Source organism: Microbulbifer pacificus (assembly GCF_033723955.1).
GTDB lineage: Bacteria > Pseudomonadota > Gammaproteobacteria > Pseudomonadales > Cellvibrionaceae > Microbulbifer > Microbulbifer pacificus.
This window is the reverse complement of the sequence record NZ_CP137555.1, coordinates 2,394,720-2,415,183: the sequence shown is the minus strand read 5'-3', so window position 1 is coordinate 2,415,183 and position 20,464 is coordinate 2,394,720. Positions and strand designations below refer to the sequence as shown.

Annotated in this window: 14 protein-coding genes; 9 read left to right on the top strand and 5 right to left on the bottom strand. The window is 58.7% G+C overall.

Translation table 11 applies throughout. The annotated features are described in order from the left end of the window. The first annotated feature begins 13 nt into the window (after positions 1 to 13). Genes R5R33_RS10440 through R5R33_RS10425 form a run of 4 tightly spaced genes read left to right on the top strand, consistent with a single transcriptional unit; the run spans position 14 to position 3,166 of the window. Positions 14 to 859: a MipA/OmpV family protein gene (locus R5R33_RS10440; protein ID WP_318952640.1), complete on the top strand. Its 846-nt coding sequence runs from the start codon at positions 14 to 16 to the stop codon at positions 857 to 859. Beyond that, entirely contained in the window at positions 856 to 1,245 is a 390-nt protein-coding gene (locus R5R33_RS10435) for a DUF3019 domain-containing protein (RefSeq protein ID WP_318952639.1), read from the top strand. Before R5R33_RS10440 ends, R5R33_RS10435 begins: the two co-directional genes overlap by 4 nt. Beyond that, complete coding sequence (locus R5R33_RS10430) at positions 1,242 to 1,985, top strand: response regulator transcription factor (RefSeq protein ID WP_318952638.1); 744 nt, start codon at positions 1,242 to 1,244, stop codon at positions 1,983 to 1,985. Before R5R33_RS10435 ends, R5R33_RS10430 begins: the two co-directional genes overlap by 4 nt. Beyond that, positions 1,985 to 3,166: an ATP-binding protein gene (locus R5R33_RS10425; RefSeq protein WP_318952637.1), complete on the top strand. Its 1,182-nt coding sequence runs from the start codon at positions 1,985 to 1,987 to the stop codon at positions 3,164 to 3,166. The genes R5R33_RS10430 and R5R33_RS10425 overlap by 1 nt, the downstream gene beginning before the upstream one ends. Positions 3,167 to 3,286: 120 nt before the next feature. Here the strand turns inward: R5R33_RS10425 and R5R33_RS10420 are convergent, their stop codons facing one another. The 4 genes from R5R33_RS10420 to R5R33_RS10405 form a co-directional block, all read right to left on the bottom strand. Continuing rightward, the gene (locus tag R5R33_RS10420) at positions 3,287 to 3,796 is read right to left on the bottom strand and encodes an energy transducer TonB (protein ID WP_318952636.1); all 510 of its coding nucleotides are present in this window, start codon (positions 3,794 to 3,796) and stop codon (positions 3,287 to 3,289) included. Further along, positions 3,789 to 5,858 carry an alpha/beta hydrolase family protein gene (locus tag R5R33_RS10415; RefSeq protein WP_318952635.1) on the bottom strand — a complete coding sequence of 690 codons (2,070 nt, stop codon included), beginning with the start codon at positions 5,856 to 5,858 and terminating at the stop codon, positions 3,789 to 3,791. Before R5R33_RS10415 ends, R5R33_RS10420 begins: the two co-directional genes overlap by 8 nt. Before the next feature lie 69 nt (positions 5,859 to 5,927). After that, a complete protein-coding gene (locus R5R33_RS10410; protein WP_318952634.1) occupies positions 5,928 to 8,702 on the bottom strand; it encodes a TonB-dependent receptor plug domain-containing protein in 2,775 nt (924 codons plus the stop codon). Positions 8,703 to 8,797: 95 nt separating this feature from the next. Further along, positions 8,798 to 14,095, bottom strand: coding sequence for a hypothetical protein (locus R5R33_RS10405; protein ID WP_318952633.1), 5,298 nt, complete (start codon positions 14,093 to 14,095; stop codon positions 8,798 to 8,800). A 426-nt stretch (positions 14,096 to 14,521) separates the two neighbouring features. Between R5R33_RS10405 and R5R33_RS10400 the strand changes: the two genes are divergently transcribed. From R5R33_RS10400 to R5R33_RS10385, 4 genes are read left to right on the top strand one after another with little or no spacing between them, the layout of a single operon-like run. After that, positions 14,522 to 15,322 carry a MipA/OmpV family protein gene (locus tag R5R33_RS10400; RefSeq protein ID WP_318952632.1) on the top strand — a complete coding sequence of 267 codons (801 nt, stop codon included), beginning with the start codon at positions 14,522 to 14,524 and terminating at the stop codon, positions 15,320 to 15,322. Then, positions 15,319 to 15,687, top strand: a complete 369-nt coding sequence (locus R5R33_RS10395) for a DUF3019 domain-containing protein (protein WP_318952631.1) — start codon at positions 15,319 to 15,321, stop codon at positions 15,685 to 15,687. Before R5R33_RS10400 ends, R5R33_RS10395 begins: the two co-directional genes overlap by 4 nt. After that, positions 15,684 to 16,433, top strand: a complete 750-nt coding sequence (locus tag R5R33_RS10390) for a response regulator transcription factor (RefSeq protein ID WP_318952630.1) — start codon at positions 15,684 to 15,686, stop codon at positions 16,431 to 16,433. Before R5R33_RS10395 ends, R5R33_RS10390 begins: the two co-directional genes overlap by 4 nt. Continuing rightward, a complete protein-coding gene (locus R5R33_RS10385) occupies positions 16,433 to 17,614 on the top strand; it encodes a sensor histidine kinase (protein ID WP_318952629.1) in 1,182 nt (393 codons plus the stop codon). The genes R5R33_RS10390 and R5R33_RS10385 overlap by 1 nt, the downstream gene beginning before the upstream one ends. A gap of 110 nt (positions 17,615 to 17,724) precedes the next feature. Here the strand turns inward: R5R33_RS10385 and R5R33_RS10380 are convergent, their stop codons facing one another. Further along, complete coding sequence (locus R5R33_RS10380) at positions 17,725 to 18,909, bottom strand: TIGR03032 family protein (protein WP_318952628.1); 1,185 nt, start codon at positions 18,907 to 18,909, stop codon at positions 17,725 to 17,727. 208 nt (positions 18,910 to 19,117) lie between these two features. Between R5R33_RS10380 and R5R33_RS10375 the strand changes: the two genes are divergently transcribed. After that, positions 19,118 to 20,383 (top strand): TIGR03862 family flavoprotein, encoded by a 1,266-nt coding sequence (locus tag R5R33_RS10375; RefSeq protein ID WP_318952627.1) that lies wholly within the window; start codon positions 19,118 to 19,120, stop codon positions 20,381 to 20,383. Positions 20,384 to 20,464: the final 81 nt, after the last annotated feature.

Sequence of the window (20,464 nt, the reverse complement as noted above, 5' to 3'; positions counted from 1 at the left end):
GTACGCGCGCCCGATGTTTCGAATTACCCTAATAATCCTGCTGGGACTGCCGGTTTCCAGCTGGGCCCAGACCGCGCCGGCAACCGAGATTGGCAAGGTTGATGTTTCCGAATGGGAAGTCAGCATCGCTAGCGGTTACGGTTTCCTGGAAAACCCCATTGTCGGCAAACCGGACGGCGAGACCTATTTCCTGCCCTCGTTCAGTTATTACGGCGAACGCTTCTTTGTCAGCAACCTGACACTGGGTTACAGCCTGCTGGAAGAGAAGAATTTCTACCTCGACCTGATCGCCCGCCCCAATGAAGATGGGCTCTACTACAACCTGGACAACGACACCGCAGCCACCGCGGCCGTGTCCAATTTCGCCGTCAAGCTGGAAGAGCCGGGTGTGGCGGAAACCGAGCGTAAAAATTCTGTCCTCGGCGGCCCCAGTTTCACCCTGGTTACCAGGTTTGTTGATGTCTCGTTTTCCTGGCTGGAAGACATCTCAGACGTGCACCACGGCAGCGAAACCCATCTGAGTTTCGACAAACAGTTTTCATTGGCCGGCGGCGCATTCGGTTTCGGAATCGGCGCGATCAAGAAAGATATGGAACTGGTACGTTATTACTACCAGTTCACCCCCGCGGAAGCGGGCATCTATCACCGGCGCTACGCCGTACTGTTTCCCGCTGACGACGCCATCGACCAGTACGCGCGGATCCATTTTAGCTACCCGCTGAGCAAGTACCTCGATTTGCGCCTGACCGCGAGATACAACCAGTTTGATCTCGCTGGCCGCAACCCCCTGTTTATAGAAAATCGCGAAACACTGGATTGGTTCGCCGGTTTGCAATACCGCATTGGTAGCAATCGATGAAACCGCAGATCCTTTTATTTTTCCTGGCAGCGCTTCCCGGGCTGGCGGCGGCCGCGGATTTACATCTGACACCAACGGTGTGTGCGGTGGACGAGAGCGAAAGTCGCTGCAGCATTTCCGTCAATGTTGATTTCGAAGCAGACGACGAACGGCATTATTGCCTTTCCGTCGATAGCAAGGGGCTGATTCGCTGCTTCCACGGTGGAATCCGCGATCTCGAGGTGTATATCAATAGCGACCGGGATATTCGTTTTCAGGTTTCTGCCAGCTCCAGTGCCAGTACCGGTGGCAATACCAGGGGCGAGGACGTTGCCGCGGCAACCCTAAAGATCGCCCACTATCAGCCGAAACGCCACCGGCGTCGTTACGGCTGGGGGCTATTGTGAGTTCGTCGCTGCAACATCAAGCCCGGGGCCCCGAAGTTAAGTACCGGATTCTGCTGCTGGAAGACGATCAGCAACTGGCGTCACTGATTTTGCAGTTCCTGGTGGAGCGGCAATGCAGCGTTTACCATGCGGCGAATGGCAATGATTTCATGAAAGCCATTCACCATCGCCACTACGACCTGATCATTTCCGATGTCGTGCTGCCCGATGCGAGCGGTTTCAAATTGCTGGATCAGTTCCGCCGGCAGATAAACTGTCCGCTGATTTTCCTGAGCGCCCTCAGCTCGGTGGAGGACCAGGTGACCGGCCTGAGACTGGGTGCCAACGATTACCTGGTAAAACCGGTCGACCCCCACCTGCTGTGGGCAAAAATCGAAGCGAGCCTGCGCGCCCACAGAACGCTGCCACCAGCGGACCCCAGTATTTGCTTTGGCCCGCTGACCATCGACCTGGTCACGCGCCAGGCGAAAGTCCGCGACAATGAACTTCCACTGACTTCCACAGAATTCGATCTGCTGCATATATTTGCCGAGCAACCGACGCGCCTGTTGAGCCGCGAATACCTGTTCCGCAGGATGGTCGGACGCGAATTCGATGGCCAGGACCGGGTGATCGATGTGCGCATCAGTCGCCTGCGTAAAAAGCTCGATGCCGTTTGTTATGGTGTCGGTGATGGCGTTGTCATCCACTCCATTCGTGGCCGCGGTTACTCGCTGAACGCCACCAGCGGAATCGACTGATGCGCCTGCAGATGTTGCGGCTGCTCAGTGTGCTGGCGCTGGCACTGGTGGTGGTCTACTCCTCGGTAGCGGCACTTTACAACCTCTACTCGCCTGCTCCGCACGAATACACCATCAGCGCGGCTCAGTTGGCCGCAGTACTGGAGCGCGGCGATACGCCCATCGCGCAACGCTACGCCACCGATGCCATTCATTTTTCCGCGCCACTGCAGCAGCGACTGGCCGCCGGAGAAGTGGTGGGGCTCAACAGTGGCGAAGGGCAGATCCTTTTTTATCACCGTAATGGCGACAACTTGCTGGAAATCGGACCCTTCCCCCACCAGCCGGAGGAGAGCGTCACCCAGTGGCGCATGCTGTTTATTGGCGCGATGCTGGTGGTATTGCTGTTGTTGATCTGGCCCATGTTTCGCGACCTGAACCGCCTGCAGAACCAGGCGATCCGTTTTAGCAAAAAACCGTTCCAGATTCCCGAACAGTTCAATCACCGCTCCACCATTTTCCCACTGGCAGAAACCTTTCGCCGCATGGCCAATATCGTCACCGGTCATTTCGAGATGCATAAGGATCTTGCGCGCACCATTGCCCACGAAATCCGCACGCCGCTGGCGCGCATCAAGTTCCAGCAAGCGCTGGCCGGGCACGATACGCAAAGCACCGAGGTCATCAACCGCGCCACCCGCGATATCGAACAGCTTGTGGAAAAATACCTGAATTTTTCCCGTGTGGAAGTGCACGAGCAGTTCCTCGCGCGCAAATGCATTTCGCTGGAGGACTTTTTCGAAGAGCTCGGTGCTCACCTGGAAATACAGTGCCCGCAACTGGAAATTGCCTACTATTTTCCCGACGGCGAAGCCTGGCTGGAGCCGGATTCCCTCACAATCGCCATCCAGAACCTGGTGGTGAATGCCGGCAAATACGCCCGCGACCGCGTCAGCCTGCGCTTTGAATTTGACAGGGACCACTGCGTTTTCACGGTGGAAGACAACGGCCCCGGACTCGGTGGCGATGCGCTGGAACTCACCGATGCGTTTACCCGCTCGGCCACAGACGAGCAGGGCTACGGTCTCGGGTTGTACATCGTCAAAAAAGTGATGATGTGGCACGAGGGCGAGCTGCGCCTGGATCAGTCACCCAAATTCGGCGGCACCCGCGCCACACTGCGCTGGCCCAATAGAAATTAATTCCGTGCGGGTATTGCCCCGACCACCCGCACAAACAAAAAGGCCCGGACAGGAGTCCGGGCCTTACTGGGGGGATGCGGTTATTCACCGCTGGTTTACTCGATCAAGAGAGTAACTGCTTCACTCCGCTGACGCGGCTTTTTCTTCTGCTGCGCAAGCTTCGGTATCACTGGCTTCGGCATCACAGTCTTCCTGCTTGAAGAAGAACTGGTAGCGCCATTCCTGATCCTGCCAGTCTTTTTCAGACGGCACGAACTGCCAGTTTTTGATCGCGGCCAGAATCGGCTCGGCGAACACCGCAACCTCATCACTGGTTTTGCTTTTCAGCGCAACATCGGCAACGCTGCCGTCGCGCTTCACCGTGAAAGAGAAGAACAGCGCCCCTTCGACCTTGTCTTCCAGAGCCTGCTCGACTTTTTTGTTGTCGGAATAATCCGGGCGTTCGTAGTACCAGAACGACAGGCCTTTCTCGCGAAATTCCTGCTGTTTCTGCAGTCGGTAGTTGTTGCTCTCCGCGTTGCGACATTCACCGAAGTCCGCGTATTTGGAGCAGTCCGGGCGCTCCCAGTCCAGGCAGAACGCCTGGCTGGAGGCCAGCAAGGTAATGGCAGTAAATACAGACTTAACCACGCTTGGCCTCCTCGTAGTAGTGGTACTCCAGTAGCCCCGGGCCGTCTTCCGGCACACAGTCGTTGGCCGGTGCATCTGTAGGCTTGCCGTCCCCGATGTGGCGATCAAAGAAGTTGATCATGCGGCAGTAGATTTCCAGCTGGCTGGTTTTTTCACGGGCACCGTGAAAAGCGCGCGGGGCTACCAAAGTTTCCAGCGGGTGGTTCTGCTTCACCAGCGCATCGCGCATGGCCCAGTAGTGCTCGATGGGCACACGTACGTCGCGGGCGCCCTGTACCAAGAATACCGGTGCGGTAATGCGCTCGGCATTACGGGACGGAGAGCGCTGACGGTGTACTTCCGGATCGGTACCGGTGGCAGCAGCCAGGTACTTGCGGCCGGCTTTGCGCAGGCGGATATCACCGTGGGTGCTGAAGATCGCCATGTCGTACACGCCGACGTAGCCGATACCGCACTGGTACAGGTCCGGCTCTTTGGTTACGCCCTGCATGGCCGCATAGCCGCCATAGGAAGCACCGTAGATACAGATGCGGTCCGTGTCGGCAATACCGGCGTTGATCGCCCAGTTGGTTGCATCGGTCAGGTCGTCCTGCATTTCCATGCCCCAGTGTCCGTACCAATCGAACAGGAACTCGCGACCGTAACCACCGGAACCGCGGTAGTTCACGTGCATCACGGCGTAACCGGCGTTGGCAAAGATGATGCGCTCCTTGTTGTAACCCCAGTAGTCACGCGGGCCGTGCGGGCCGCCGTGCGGCAGGATGATCAGCGGCAGGTTCTTCGCTTCTTTGTTGATTGGCAGAGTCAGGTAACCGTTGATTTCCAGACCATCGCGCGCGGTAAAACGCACCGGGTGGGTCGTTGGTACCTTGGCCGGGTCGATCCACTCCGCCTGGTTGGCGAGGAACTTCAGCGCGCCGTCGAACTGGTTGTAAACGTAGTAGCTACCCGGGTGACGATCGTCGCCCACATGCACCACCCACTCATTGCCGTCACTGGTACGGTTGAGGATCTGGATGTGCTTGTTGGGGAAGGTTCCCTGCAGGCGCTTGTGAGTCTTGGCGTAGTGGTTGTCTTCGTCGATATAGACCACGGTCGGATAGTCGTAGTTGACCAGGGCACCCCAGGGGTTGCCGTCGTCATCGTTGAAGATGCGGTCGTAATCCACCTTCGGGTGACGGTAAACCAGCTTCTTCTCACCGGTTTTCACGTTGTAGCGGTACAGACCTTTGGTGGGCGCATCGACGGTGTCGGTGTACCACATCCAGTCTTTTTCCTTGGTCCAACCCATGGGCTCAAACACGCCATCCTTATTCTGGAATACGGTTTCGTCCCATTCACCAGCGGCATTTTTGGTGGCCACTACGGTCGCATCAAAGTCGTCGGGCAGTTTGCCTACCCAGTGAGTGATCTCACCGTCTTTGTTGCTGATCGGACGTCCCATACGAATCGGGGAACGCGCGATAAGGGTGGTCTTGCGGGTATAGATGTTCAGCTTGTAGATATACTTCAGCGGGAAGTTCAGGGCGCTACCAGACGGGTACACCTCGATGCGGTAATGCTTGTCATCGATCTTGCCGGCCAGCACCGCACCTTCACCGCCGCCGTAATCGCTGGTACCGGTATAAATGATTTCCTTGCGGGAACCGTCAATATTCATTGCCGCAATCTGCGAGGTGCTCGCATCTTCAGCGACCGCGGACTTCATGGTGAAGCTGAACAGTACGCGCTCTTTGTTGGCCCACTGGATCTGGCTGACACCCACGTCACCGGCCATTTCGAGCGTGGACTTCACTTCCATGGTGCGGCGATCGATGATCACGCCATCGGTCATGCCGTCTTCACGGGTGCGACCTGCGGCAAAGTATTTGCCATCCGGAGAGATACGGATGTTGTTGTACGCCGCCGGGCGGAACAGGTCTTCAAACGGAATGGGCATTTCGCCGAGACTGGCAAACGGCTTGTGCACTTGTTCTTTCGCCTCTGCCGGCGCCGGCAGAATGCTCATCGCTGCGACCGCACCGGTAACCACCGCGACGCTCAGCATTGATAAAATTTTCATTGCTTAACTCCTGTGGCCGGTGTCTGACAAAAAATCATCAAACACCGGCCGACACATCTACAGGATTAATCAGTTACTCAGGAAGTAGCTGAAAGAAAGGTTGAGGCTACGGCCAAAGGGCTGCTGCAGGTAAGACCAGTAGTAGGGCCACTGGTTGGTGTAGTCGTCCTGGGGCATTTCATTGGTCAGGTTTCTGACGGTCAGGCCCAGGTTCAGACGTGCACTCGCGGTGTAGTTCGCAGACAGGTTGGCGGTGTAGTACGGATCCATGCGCTCGGAACCAGCATAGTTTTTCACACTGCCCTGGCGCTGGATAAACAGCGACGCACCTACGGAGCGGAAGCCCGCCAGCGGGTTGCTCCAGGTCAGGGTCAGGTTGCTGTTGTTCGCCGGGGTGGACTGGCCACGCAGACCGTTGCGCATTTCAACCGGCTCATCGCCTTCGAATTGCAGCCACTCGTAAGACAGGATATTGACGTACTTGAACTGTGCACCGAAGTTACCGTACTTAGCGGAGTCGAATTTACCGGCAAGGGTCACGTCGACACCTTCGAGTTCGGTGTACTCGTGGTTCTGCGGCTCGATGATGATCTGGTCAACATAGCCGGAAGCGTTGCGTTTCACGCGGCTGTAGACGTCGGCACAGAACTGGCTGGCGCTGTCGAATACACCGGTTTCACACTGCCACTCGGAACGCATCAGGCCAGTGGCACTCTCGGTAACCACGAGGTCTTCCAGACGCACGTTGTACCAGTCAACGGCCAGGCTGATGTCGTTGGTCGGGGTGAGCACAAAGCCGAGGCCGTAATCTCTACCCTTCTCTTCTTCCAGGTCCTCGCTACCGCGACGGGTGGACAGTACGTTGTACACGGAGCAGTTGTCTGCGTTTTCACCGTCGTAACAGTTGTTTGCTACGAAGTCGGCAATGTACTGGTAGCCAGTGGATTCACCGTAAATGTTGAACATGTCCGGTGCGCGGAAAGTTTCCGAAGCGCTACCGCGCAGTTTCAGCATGTCGAACGGCTGGTACAGGAACTTCACAGAAGAAGTGCCGCGGCCGCCGATCGCAGTGGAGTCGTCGTAGCGGTCCATACGGGTGGCGAAGGTCAGTTCGAGATCTTCCACAACCGGAATAAGGAACTCGGCACCGATGGCCATTCGATCGCGGCTGCCACCGGCTTCGATGGCACCCACGTTCAGCCAGCCGTTGCCGTCCAGGTTCAGGGAGCGCTCATCCGGGTTGATACCGCTGGACTGGGTAGCCCAATCACCGACCACGGCGACGGTTACCGGGTTGTACAGGAAACCGAAATCGCTCAGCTCACCCACCGCTTTGATGGTGATGCTGTCGGCGCTGGAACTGGCGTAAGTTGTCGCCTGGCCCATCAGCTCGTCGCGATCCACAGACGCGTCGCGGAAAATGTTGTCCACTAGCTGATTGTCAAAGAAGCTGCTGTTAACCACGTAAATGTCGTTGGCAACCTGCCGTACGTTCTGGGCACCTTCGGTAAACCAGGATGCCAGCGCTTCCTCGCGAATCGCGCCGTACTTCTGCACCATGTCGTAGCGGGCCTTGGAGTAACCCACGTCCCAGTTCCAGGTGGTGTCACCGATCTCGACTTCACCTTCCAGACCCAGCATCAGGGTCCACATTTCCTGATCGTAAGTAGAAGTGGTGTAACCCAGGTCCATGGCAAAGGAACGGCGGACGTCCACAAACTGGGTGCCGTCGCTGCTGATAAAGCGGCCGCTCCAGCTGGATGCCGGCACGGAGCTGGCTACGTCCTGCTTGGAGCCGAGGAAGGTGGCGAAACCACGGATGCTGTCAGTGAACTGATAGCGACCATCGACGAAGGTCGAGGTGCGGTCGAATTCCTGCTGCATGGCGATACCTCTGGAGGCATCGAAGTTACACATGCTCGCACCGTCTTCACCGTAGGTTTCGGTGGTGATCATGCCGCTGTCTTCACAGCTGTAGCCCAGCGGAGAAATCGCGTTGGTGGTGACAGTATTGTCCGCATTCAACTCACTAATGCTCGCGCCAATGCCGGTAGTAACAAATTTGCGATCATCGAGGAAATCGACTTCGTCGGCATATACCGGATCGACAGTGCGCTGCTCCAGGCTGAAGGTTACAGAGCCTTTATCAAACACCTTGCCGGTAATGAAGGAGGTATTTCTGGTGAAGCCGTAACCGTCTTCATAAACGCCTACTTCACCTGTCACCGCGGTCTGTTCCATATCGCGCTTGGTGATGACGTTGATCACACCACCAACGGCGTCGGAACCGTAAATGGCAGAGGCACTGCCGTTCAGCACTTCAACGCGGGACATGGCAGCACCGGGGATGGTGCCCAGGTCAGCGCCGTTCTGCTCGCCGCCGAAGGGCAGTGGGTAGTCGGCAATACGACGGCCGTTGATCAGTACCAGGGTACGACCAGAGCCCATGCCACGCAGGTTCGCCTCGGACGCGCCGACGGTGAAACCGGACAGCAGGTTGCCCGCTTCGCCTTCGCGATAACCGGTGTTGGAAGCCAGGGAGTCGATCACGTCGGCAACGGTGTTCAGACCGCGCGCCTTCATGTCTTCCTCGCCGATAACGGTCATTGGATCCGGACCGTCAAAGGTATTGCGCGGAATCAGGGAGCCGGTCACCACTACGGTTTCGATGGCTTCCGCCTGACGGGCTACCAGGCCATCGGTGGCTTTCTTTTTGTCTTTGGATTGCTGTTCGCTGCTTTCTGCAGCCTTTTCTTCAGCAGCTTCCTGCGCATACAGCGGCATGGAAGCAGAAGCACCCAGCAACAGTGCTACGCAAAGCGAGAGTTTATTTTTTGCAAACATAGTCAAATCCCGTGGGCACACGCCCATCTGAAATTTTTATTAAATCGATAACCGGGGGCGCCGGGCGCCCCCTTTTGGCGATGACAGGCTGTGAATTACAGGCTGCGGGAGATGGACAGGTGGCCGCTCAGACCATTCTTGTCCGTGTCGCCGCTGAACAGGCCAAGGCCGCTCTTAACAGTCCACAGCTTGTATTTGCCATCCACACCGAAGTCGACGCTCATACCATTGCCGGACACATCGCTGCCGAAACGCACACCGTTGGAATACAGGTCGTGGTTGTTGGCAGTGATCACGTCCGTCGCGCTGAATGTGATGTAGGGCATGGCGAAGCCTTCACTCATGGAGAAGGACTTGCGCAGGCTCACACCGGCACGTGCGCGCTTGCTGTTGCCGAGGTCGTAGGCGTAGTTGAAGTTGCCGTCAGAGGAAGTGAATCCATCAATCTCGGTCTTCACGTCGTCCCACTGGGCAAACGGAGTCATCGCGATACCGGACTCGGACAGGTAGTTCCAGCCCGCTTCCAGGCTGAAACCGTGTGCCTTACCGGAAGTCGCCGCGCGGGAATTGACGGAGATGATGTTCGCGTCAAATTCCACGTTCTGGTACATGGCATTGGCGTAGAAGTCACCCATGCCCCAACTACCTGCAATGGCGTAGGTTTCGGTATCAAGCAGCGCGGAGGACTGCTGATCGAACTGGTCGCTGTCCGCGCTACCCAGACCCACGAACGGGCTTACGGAAAGCCAGCTGTCGCCCAGTTTGGTGGAGTAGGTGGCACCGGCGAACTGGCCGCCCAGCTGCTGGGTGAAGCTCAGGTCCTGTGCGTCGAGGTCGCCCTGGCTCTGCATATCGCTGTTGGCGCGGAAGAAACCGGACCAGGCGTGCAGACCTTCAACGCGACCGGTCTCGCTGGCATTCGCCGCGCGCTCGCCGTCGAAGAAGTGGGACGCGGAACGCAGCCAGAAGCTTTCCGCCAGGTGGGACACGGAGCTCGCCGCGGTACCCAGCTGGGACAGGCCAGCGGTGTAATCCACAACCCAGTTGCCATTGTCGTCCTGGTTCAGCTCGGCGCTCAGGATGGTGTCGGCGAAGGCGCCGCCAACCGCGCTCAGCTGTACGGAATCCAGATCCTGGTCGCCATTGACGGTGAGGATACTGCCGGAGGTCAGTGCGCCCTTGCCCTGATCGTTGATCGCGATGGCAACACGCAGGTCGGAATCGACGGTGTTGCCCGCTTCATCGATGGTCTCGCTGGCGGTCAGGTCGCCGTTGATAACGATGCTGTCGTTGCCTTTGGAGCTGACGTCTACCAGGAACAGGCCGTTGTTGCCCTGCACGGTGTTGAACAGCACATTGCCCTTGATGGTCAGCGTGTCACCGGCCTTGCCGTCCATGCTGGAGATGGTCACGTAGCTGCCGTTGGACGAGTAGTTCTGCATCTCGCCTTCGGCACCCAGGTCGATGCTGCTGTCGCCGGAGAACACGATATCGCCGAACACGTTGCGGAAGGTGTTGTTACCTTCGCCCATGTCGATGAAGTCATTGTTCAGGCGGATAACGCCCGCGCCCACCAGGTAGCCTTCGGAATCGGTGCGCACGCCGTTGTAGAAGAAGTCATCACCGCCTCCCATCACCACAGAGCCTTCGATCAGGCCGCGGTTGACGATAGTTGCCGCGAAGTCTTCGGTGGACTGGATTGCAAGGCTGCCTTCGCCGCTGGCAAGGATGGAACCCTGGTTCAGTACAGTACCTGCACGCAGGAATTCTTCACCGGTTTCTGCGTCGATCGCATTAATGGTCGCGGAAGACAGCAGTACACCCACGGAGTCGTGGCCAACGGAAACGGAACCGGTGTTGATTACCTGGGCCAGGGTACCGAAGGCCTGCATGCCCACGGACTCATCACCCACTTTCACCGTACCGGCGTTGGTCGCGGTGGCGTAGTTGGCGCCGTAGTTGAAGTTGGTACCCATGGCCTGGATACCGGTAGAACGGTCACCGGTTACCACCATGCCGTAGTTCTGCACGATACCCTGGGTCTGACCACGGGCCACCAGGCCTGCAGAATCGTCACCCACCATCACGCTACCGGTATCGGACTGCACACTGCGCGCGAAGAACGCTTCCGCGAACATACCCGCCGTTTCGTTGCCACCGCTAATGTCGCCGGTGTTCAGCAGGGTCGCGGTCAGGCCGTTATCGGTGAGGGTGCGCATGCCCGCAGCGATCTCGACATCACCCAGGTTTTGCATCGGGCCGTTGCCGATGCTGATGCTGCCGCTGTTGTAGCCCAGCGACATATAACCGTTCACACCCATACCGGTGGAGTAGTCGCCGGTGCTGATCACGCCGGTGTTGATGGCCGCCGCAGTGTAGTTGTGCGCGAATTCTTCACTCAGGAAGGCACCAGTGGTGAAGACGTTGGAAGACACCACGCCAAAGGCGCGATCACCGGTGGTCACATTGCCGCTGTTGTGGGCCAGTGCGTAGGCATCATTGCCGCCGGCAACCACAGAGGAAATGCCATTGGCGACGGCACCGTGGGCGCCATTGCTTTCAGTGGCCTCCAGCAGGTGGCCGCTGCCAACGGTGATATTGCCTTCGTTGAAGACGGAGCTGGAGCCGTGCCAGCTTTCGGAGCGGATACCATTCGAGACATCACCGGCGAACACATCACCGCTGTTGACCACGTAATGGTTCGCCAGGCCCTCGATACCGAAGTTGCTGACGTTGATCGCGGTGGACTTGATTGTGACCGCACCGTAGGTTTCCGGTGCGCGGCCGTGCACGCCGTTGCCGACGGAAACGGTACCCTGGTTTTCAATCACCACGTCGCCGTATTTCGCCGAGACATTGATACCGCGAGCCATGTCAGACAGGCTGATATCACCGGTATTCAGGATACTGGTGGTAGTCTGCTCGATGCTTTCGTCGATCTCGATCTTGGTGTACTCGTACACCTCATCGATGGCGATTTCGCCGGCCAGGTAGGACTCCATATCCGCCTGGGCACGGGCGTAATTGGCGGCGTTGACCTTGTCCACGGTCGCCTGGCCGTACTGGGTCCACTTGTTGGCGCTGCCAACGCGGTTTGAGCCCAGCGCAGAAACGTTGATACCAAAACTGGTGACGGCAGAGGCTTCCAGCGCACCGTTCTCGTTGTAAGTGGTCAGGTGGCTGGTGTCGGCACCGCCAATGGAACCGGAGTTCACAATAATCACATCGCCATTTTCAAAGCCGCCAAACGCTTCCGCGGTGGCTTCGTCGATGCCGGCGCCGGACTGCTCAACACTGTCCATATCGAACGGAGAAGCAGTCACCTGAACCGCCGCACTGCCTGCGCCATTCAGATAAATGTTGCCCTGGTTGTCGATCACGGTCTCGCCGACACCGCGGGTGGCAATGCCCGTACCCAGCGCGCCAGCTTCGATATCGCCGGTGTTGAGGATGGTCTTGGCACCGTGGCCTACGGCAGTAATACCGGAAGCGCGGTAGGTACCGGACAGGTCGATGGTGCCGGTATTGGCAATAGCAATATCACCGCGGTCGTCGAAGTAGCCGGTGGCTTCCCACTGCACTACTTCTGAATAGTGCTTGGTGACTCCTTCGGTGTAGTAACCGGTCGGACGCCCGATAATATTCAGAATGGGCTTGTCGTAGGTGTAGTACTCACCGTTGGCATTGTGGCTATATATGTTGTCTTCGCGATCGCTCAGGCCGTAGGCCACATTCAGCTCGTTGGCTTCTCCCTCTTCCACGGTGAAGTAGGGCTTGGCAGGGCAACCAAAGAACGGGTTACAGCTGGCAACTTCTACCTTTTCCTTGGTGGCACTCAGGCCTGCGGAGGTGGAAGCGTAGATACCAGCACCGCCAATACCATCAGCGACTTCGATATCACCGGAGTTGACGATGGTAATGCCGGCACCGGAAGGGTTTTTCGCATGGATGGCGACACCGGCCGTACCCACAGAGATGCTACCGCTGTTGCCGATCTCGATGACGCTGTCATTGGAGTCGACGATTTTCGAATTAACGGTGTACTCGCGATAGAAGTGGGTATAGCTCGGGCCCGTCCAACCGCGGAACATGCTCAGGGTGCCCGCAGTGTGCTCAACCGCGTAAGCAGTGCCACTGTCCTGGGTGTTGTAGGTGTAGGAAATGCCGGAATCTACCGCCTGCACCGCGCTGCCTGCACTGATACCGTAAGAGGCATCGCCAGTGGCGATATCACCGCTGTTGCTGATGGCAATGTCACCGCTCTCGGTGAACACATTGATACCCTTGGAAATATTGCCCGCGGTGATGGTGCCCGCGTTCTCAATGGCGATATTGCCTGTGGTGCTGCTGGCGTTGATGCCGCCGGCGAATACCGTGGCCACGTGCACGTTGGCCGGGTCGACGAAGATGGTGTCCTCACCGGTCCACAGACTGATATCGGCAACGCCGTCGCCGTCGACATCGACTTTGTTAAGGACGCCAAAAGGATTCTTGCCAGCTGCCACGATCTCATCGTAGGCGCTGCTGTGTTTTTCAGTGAACGCGGAGTAGTAGGTAACAGACTCACCGCTGCCAACACTGATATCCCCGGTGTTAGAAATGGAAATACTGCCGGCTTCGGTTTCTGCGGTGACCAGCGCACTCACGCCGCCGTCGAACGTTCCTTCCTCGGCAACCAGGAACGTGATCTTGTCCTCGGGGCCGTTTTTGTTCCACTTGTCGTAGTCGGCGCTGTCAGAGTCAACCCCGAGGTGATCATTGATTTCATCAAAGCCGACCTTGATCGGGTTGCCTTCGACGTCGGTGAACAGAATACGTTCACCAGTGGCGTTACCATCTTCGTCCCGCATCACCTCGCCGTTTTCATCCAGCTTCATGTAGCTGTCGAAGAAGTGACCGCCGTCGTTGGAGTTGGCGCTGCCGACACGGATACCCATGTCGTAATAGGTGCGCTCGACACCGTCCGGGACTTCGATACCGGCGTCGCCTTCACGGGCGATATCGCCGTGGTTCTCGATCACAATGGAACCGGTGGCTGCAGTATTTTCAATCGCTGCGGTTACCGAGGAAATGGAAATACCCGCTGCCGTGCTGCCCTCGGCAACCACCACTTTCAAATCGCCAGGAACGACAGTTTCGATTTCACCGTCCACTACGGTGTAGTCCGCTACCTCGTAGTGAATGCTTTCGTCAAACGAACCGCTGCACTGCACGGTATCGCCCGCTGCGGGCGCGCCGTACTGGCCGGGCGCGCAGGCAACTTCTGCCGCTGCGGCGTAGCCGGGTGCACCGACGGAAATTGCGGTCACGGCGGCGGAGGTGAACAGAGCCTTACGAACCGCTGATGTCAGCTGGCTCGGGGTCCCGGGAAAGCCATTTATTGTTACGGCCATAGGTACTTCTCCCCAGAGATTGAATTATTCGTACTCGAGCAAATTTTTTTGTGAGAGTGTCCGAGGCAGTCATAAAAACATGACGGTCGTACAGCAACCCAAGGCTTTCGCGTAACAGTTTGTCAGCATTGTCACCGGGCATACTGAACTGGCAGGTCAGTCAAAAACATTCCTCAAAAGCAGGAATTGCCGGAAAAATGTTCCGAAAGGAGGTTTACAGGACGATCGATCAGCGAGAACAGCAGAAAATACGGAACAGACTGGAAAATACCGATGCAGATTCTGAGGAAGCCGACTTTGTAACAGTTTGTTCGGATTTGTATCAGTGCGATAGATGCGCCCGATACGCTGTGTTACAAAGCGTTTAAATTTCGAACAGCCGTCCAATATCAACAAAATAAGATGTTCAGGTGTACGCTTTTCTGCTTGTTAGTCGCTGTCAGCCCGCTCCGCGCGCTGGCTACTGAAGCGCGGGCGCCTGAATGGAAGCTCAGCTTCGCGGCTGGCCGCGGCGTTATCGAAAACCCCATCGCCGGTAAGAGCGATGGCGAAACATTATTCCTCCCTTCTTACTCCTACTACGGCGACCGCTTCTTTATCAGCAACCTGACGGTCGGCTACACCCTGCTCGAAGAGCGCAATTTTTATGTAGACCTGGTGGCGCAACCTAACGAGGACGGGCTCTTTTACCACCTCGACAGCTCCACCATGACCATGGGGTCCCTGAACGCATTTCTCACCCATATTGGTGGCGCGGGCGAGGCCATCGAGCGGGATATTTCTGTGGTTGCCGGTCCCAGCGTGACGCTGGTGGGCAAATACGCAGACCTCTCGCTGGCGTCTTTTCACGACATAACTGCGGTGCACTACGGCAGTGAGACGCACCTGAGCCTGGACAAGCAGTTCCCGCTGTTCGGCGGCACCTTTGGCTACAGTCTCGGCGCGGTGCAGAAAGATGAAGACCTGGTGCGCTACTACTATCACGTCACCGAGGAAGAGGCCGGGCTGATGGCGCGCGCCTACGCCCGCTATTACCCGCCAGGCGACGTCGTCGATCGCTATGCGCGCCTGCATTTTTCCTATCCGCTCTCGGCCAATTTGGATGTGCGGTTCGGCGCAAAATACACCCAGTTCGATATGGAGGGTCGTCTGCCCCTGCTCATGGATACATCGGAAACCCTGAGTTGGTTCGCCGGTATCCAGTACTCCATCGGTAGTGGGCAATGATGCAGCGCTTCCTGTTATTTTTTCTCGCCCTGCTGGCGATCCCGGCAAAGGCGGCGGAACTGCAGCTGACACCGAGCCTGTGCGCGGTCAGTGAAGAAGAGTCCAGCTGCAACGTATCGGTAAAAGTGAGATTCACGGCGGACGACAGCGAGCGCTATTGCCTGTCGATTATGGGCAAGGGATTGATCCGCTGCTTCTCCGGCAAAACCGAAAAAAACCTGGAGGTCTATATCCACGCGGATCACGACACCCAGTTCATGGTGACCGAAGGCGAAAGTGGCGAGCGCGTTGCTTCCGCCATTCTCAAGGTGGCCCAATATCAGCCCAAACGACACCGACGCCGCTATGGCTGGGGATTGCTATGAACGCTGTAAGCAATGCCAAATGGCAGGAAGGTATAAAACACGCGAATTTGTCCGCGGGTTATCGGATTCTGTTGCTGGAAGACGATGAAGAGTTGGCGCCATTGATCATTCGTTTTCTCGAGGAACGCGGATGCAGCGTGGCCTACGCGGCCAATGGCAGCGAGTTTATGAAGGCCATCCGCCACCGGGATTACGACCTGATCATTGCCGATGTGGTACTGCCAGACGCGAGTGGTTTCCAGCTGCTCGAGCAATTCCGCAACCAGCTCAACTGCCCGCTGATTTTCCTGAGTGCGCTCAGTTCGGTGGAGGACCAGGTGACCGGGCTGAAGCTCGGTGCCAACGATTACCTGGTAAAGCCGGTCGACCCCCATCTGCTGTGGGCGAAAATCGAGGCGCAGCTGCGCAGCGTCGGCAATTCCGCCCCGCCCGCTGCCGGTATCTCGTTTGGCCCGCTGACCATCGACCTGGTGAGCCGCCAGGCCTTTGTGAACGATACCTCGCTGGCACTCACCACCAACGAATTCGACCTGCTGCAGATTTTCGCCGAACAGCCGGCGCGCCTGCTGAGCCGCGAATACCTGTTCCGGCGCGTGATCGGGCGCGAGTTTGACGGACTCGACCGGGTGATCGATATGCGCGTGAGCCGGCTGCGCAAAAAGCTCGACGCAATTGCCGACGGCGTTGCCATTCAGTCCATCCGCGGACGCGGTTATTCGCTGAATACCACCCACGGTAGCCATTAATGCGCCTGCAGATGTTGCGCCTCGTCGGCCTGTTGGCGCTGGCGCTGGTGGTGGTCTATTCCTCGGTGGCCGCGCTGTACAACTTTTATTCCGCCGCTCCCAATGAATACACCATCAGCGCGGCCCAGCTGGCGGAGGCACTGGAGCGCGGCGATGCACCCATCGCACAGAGCTACTCCTTCGATGCGATCCATTTTTCCAAGGAATTGATCGAGCGCCTCGACGCCGGTGAAGTGGTGGGACTGGATACGGGTGCAAACCAGATTCTGTTTTACCACCGCAATGGCAACGCGATTCTGCAAATCGGGCCTTTCCCGCACCAGCCCGCGGAGAGTGTCACTCAATGGCGGCTGCTGTTTATCGGCGCCATGCTGGTAGTGCTGGCACTGCTGACCTGGCCGATGTTCCGCGACCTCAATCAGCTGCAGAACCAGGCCATCCGCTTCAGCCAGAAGCCGTTCAATATCCCCGAGCCCTTCAGCCGCCGCTCCACCATTTTTCCGCTGGCGGAGACCTTTCGCCGCATGGCCAATATTGTCACCGGCCACTTCCAGATGAACCAGGATCTGGCGCGCACCATTGCGCACGAAATCCGCATGCCACTGGCACGGATCAAATTCCAGCAGGCGCTGGTGCCCAGTGATTCCGACAGTGCCAAAGTCATCGACCGCGCCACCCGCGATATCGAGCAGTTAGTGGAAAAGTACCTGAACTTTGCCCGCGTAGAAGTGCACGAACAGTTTTTAACGCGCAAGCGCGTTTCCCTGGAGACGCTATTTTCCGAACTCGCTTCGCACATGGAAGTACAGTGCCCGCAGCTGGAAATTGCCTATTACTTCCCGGACAGTGAAGCCTGGCTGGAACCGGATTCCCTCACCATCGCGCTGCAGAACCTGGTGGTGAATGCCAGCAAGTACGCGCGCGATCGCGTGGATGTGCGCTTTGACGTTGAAGATGAGTACTGCGTGCTGGCGGTGGAAGACAACGGCCCCGGACTCGGTGGCGATGCGCTGGAACTGACCGATGCCTTCACCCGCTCCGCCACCGACGACCAGGGCTACGGCCTCGGCCTGTATATCGTGAAAAAGGTGATGATGTGGCACGAGGGCGAGCTGCGCCTGGACCAGTCACCGCACCTCGGCGGCACCCGCGCCATCCTGCGCTGGCCCAATCGCCGCTAGCTCAACCTCCCGTTTTAATACGGCAAAAAAAAGCCCGGGAAATCCCGGGCCAAAAATGTGTGGCGCGGACACGCCAGCAACAGTTTCTCTCACGACAATCAATAGCAATATCAGTCTTTGGCGTGGTTCGCCGTGCCGTCTTCGAAGGTCACCATGGTGAGGTTTTCCTTGCTCTGCTGGCCGATGCCCATGGGGCAGCGCACGCCCGGCAGCACGGTGAGGTCGAACAGCTCGGTCACCGGGCCGTCGAGACGAATCCAGTGCTCCACGTTGCCGCTGGCAAGGTTGATAAACTGCACACCGCACCAGGCTTCGGAGTCCTTGTCTGCCAGGTTCTGGTCCAGCTGCAGGCCTTCAAAGCGCTCGTAGCGCGGCTTGGACAGGCCGACGATGGCGTAGCCGTCGTGAATCGCGAGGCCGCGCATAAAGCCCGGGCAGAAGGTGTGCGGCACGAAGGATTTGGTCTCGAAATCCACGGTACCCAGGTAGCCGGTGCCACTGTTCAGCACCCACAGTTTGCCATCGGCCCAGCGTGGCGAGTGCGGCATGGACAGCCCCTCGCACACGATTTCGTTGGTTTCCACATCGATGATCACGCCGCCGTTGTCGCGGCGCTCGCGCCAGCCGTCGATGGTGTCGGACTTGCACACCGCAGTAACGTATTTCGCCTTGCCGTCCACCATCGCCAGACCGTTCAGGTGGCAGCGGTCTTCCGGCACGATCTTGGAAATAAATGGCGGTTTCCAGATGGCGCGGAAGCTGTGGGAGAGGCTCAGTTCTGCCAGGCAGTTGTACTTGGTGTTGACGAAAATGATCTTGCCGTCTTTCTGGATACCCAGCTCGTGGATATCCACCTCGCCGGTAAACTGCGCGTTGCGCGGCACATAGCAGGCATCAAAGATCTTGTTCGCCACCTGACCCGGCTGCAGCACGTTTTCAAAACGCCACACCTGGTACAGGCCGCCCATGTAAATGCGCTTGCGGTTGCCGACGATGCCCATGGCGCGCTGGAAAATACGCTCGTGGAACGACAGTTTGCCGCCGGGTTCGGCACCCACCATGTAGACGCGGCCGGACTGGTAGGAGGTGAACGCGATCGACAGCTGCTTCTGGTGCATCCACTGGGACAGACCGGAGGAGCAGGATTTGCGCACCGGCTCCGGTTGGGCCTTCTGCGGCTCGCCGGCGGTGGGCTCGGTCTGCTCGGCGCTGCCTGCGGCCTGGTTTTCCACCGCCTGCGGATTCTGGTCTTCCGCGTTGGCGTTGGCCGCGGCGGTTACGTCTGCGTCACTCATACTCGATACCACTGAGTTGCTTGTGGGCCCGCGCTCGCGAACCCGGTCATTATTTTCGTCTGCCGACATAAATCGGTAACGTGGGACTGTAACGCGCTTGGCGGCATGACCGGCGGGCCCGACTGTAACAGTTTGTAGCCTCCGGGCCCGCGAATACCAAACCGCGCGGTCTCGATTAGAATGCGCCATTTCCGCCAATGGTTTGCCAATGCCCGATTCAGTGTCCCAGCCCACACCAGTTTCCAGCCATTCCAGCGCTCCGCGCGTGGCCATTTTCGGCGGCGGCCCCGCCGGATTGATGGCGGCCGAGGTACTGGCGGCCGGCGGCGCACGGGTCGACCTGTACGACGCCATGCCATCGGTGGGACGCAAGTTCCTGCTGGCCGGGGTTGGGGGCATGAACATCACCCACTCCGAACCCAAAGACGCGTTCCTGTCGCGCTATGGCGCACGCCGCGGGGAGATTGCGCGGCTGCTGCAAGAGTTCGATGCGGACACGCTGCGCGACTGGATCCACGGTCTCGGTATCGAAACCTTCGTCGGCACCTCGGGGCGAGTATTTCCCACGGATATGAAGGCCGCACCGCTGCTGCGCGCCTGGCTCAGGCGCCTGCGGGAGCAGGGGGTAGTTATCCACACCCGCCACCGCTGGCTGGGCTGGAGTGATGACGGCGCTCTGCGAGTGGCGAGCGCGGAAGGGGAACAGTTGGTCGAGGCGGATGCGATGCTGCTGGCCCTCGGCGGCGGCAGCTGGCCGCGACTCGGCTCGGATGGTCGCTGGACCGCACTGCTCCAGGCCCGCGGCGTGGAACTGGCGCCGCTGCGGCCAAGCAACTGCGGTTTCGAAGTGGCGGCCTGGAGCGAGCATTTACGCGAAAAATTTGCCGGCGCCCCGCTGAAAAATGTGGCCCTCAGCCTGGATGGGCAGTCGCCGCGCACCGGCGAGTTCGTGCTCACCGAGGGCGGCGTCGAGGGCAGCTTGGTCTACGCGCTGTCCGCCCCCATCCGCCAGCGCATCGAACGGCAGGGAGAGGCCAAGGTGCTGCTGGACCTGCTGCCACAGATCCCCCTGGAGAAGCTCGCGGGCGCGCTGGCCAAGCCGCGCGGCAAGCAGTCCCTCGCCAAACACCTGCACCGCCAGGCGGGGCTGACCGGCGTCAAGGCGGCACTGCTGCGGGAACTGGCACCCGCCGGGGCCTTTGCCCAGCCCGCGCAGCTCGCGCCCTGGATCAAGGCCCTGCCGATTACCCTGGTGCGCACACGCCCGCTGGAGGAGGCTATCAGCAGCGCCGGCGGCGTGCCGTTCGAGGCGCTGGACGAAGGCCTGATGCTGAAGGCGCTGCCCGGGGTGTTCTGTGCCGGCGAGATGCTCGACTGGGAGGCCCCCACCGGCGGCTACCTGCTCACCGCCTGTTTCGCCAGCGGCCGCAGCGCCGCGCACGGCGTGCTGGCGTGGCTTGCGCAGCGGCAGTAGGTTGCCCGCGGGTAGCCGCGACGCGGCGCACTGCAGCCCAAAACCAAGGAGGCAAAAACGGTCACAATCGGACCCGGCTAA

What these genes read in the sequence shown, in the direction of transcription:
- R5R33_RS10440 (WP_318952640.1), top strand. Translation starts at nt 14, where the DNA reads ATGTTTCGAATTACCCTAATAATCCTGCTGGGACTGCCGGTTTCCAGC.
- R5R33_RS10435 (WP_318952639.1), top strand. Translation starts at nt 856, where the DNA reads ATGAAACCGCAGATCCTTTTATTTTTCCTGGCAGCGCTTCCCGGGCTG.
- R5R33_RS10425 (WP_318952637.1), top strand. Translation starts at nt 1,985, where the DNA reads ATGCGCCTGCAGATGTTGCGGCTGCTCAGTGTGCTGGCGCTGGCACTG.
- R5R33_RS10415 (WP_318952635.1), bottom strand. Translation starts at nt 5,858, where the DNA reads ATGAAAATTTTATCAATGCTGAGCGTCGCGGTGGTTACCGGTGCGGTC.
- R5R33_RS10410 (WP_318952634.1), bottom strand. Translation starts at nt 8,702, where the DNA reads ATGTTTGCAAAAAATAAACTCTCGCTTTGCGTAGCACTGTTGCTGGGT.
- R5R33_RS10405 (WP_318952633.1), bottom strand. Translation starts at nt 14,095, where the DNA reads ATGGCCGTAACAATAAATGGCTTTCCCGGGACCCCGAGCCAGCTGACA.
- R5R33_RS10395 (WP_318952631.1), top strand. Translation starts at nt 15,319, where the DNA reads ATGATGCAGCGCTTCCTGTTATTTTTTCTCGCCCTGCTGGCGATCCCG.
- R5R33_RS10390 (WP_318952630.1), top strand. Translation starts at nt 15,684, where the DNA reads ATGAACGCTGTAAGCAATGCCAAATGGCAGGAAGGTATAAAACACGCG.
- R5R33_RS10385 (WP_318952629.1), top strand. Translation starts at nt 16,433, where the DNA reads ATGCGCCTGCAGATGTTGCGCCTCGTCGGCCTGTTGGCGCTGGCGCTG.
- R5R33_RS10380 (WP_318952628.1), bottom strand. Translation starts at nt 18,909, where the DNA reads ATGAGTGACGCAGACGTAACCGCCGCGGCCAACGCCAACGCGGAAGAC.
- R5R33_RS10375 (WP_318952627.1), top strand. Translation starts at nt 19,118, where the DNA reads ATGCCCGATTCAGTGTCCCAGCCCACACCAGTTTCCAGCCATTCCAGC.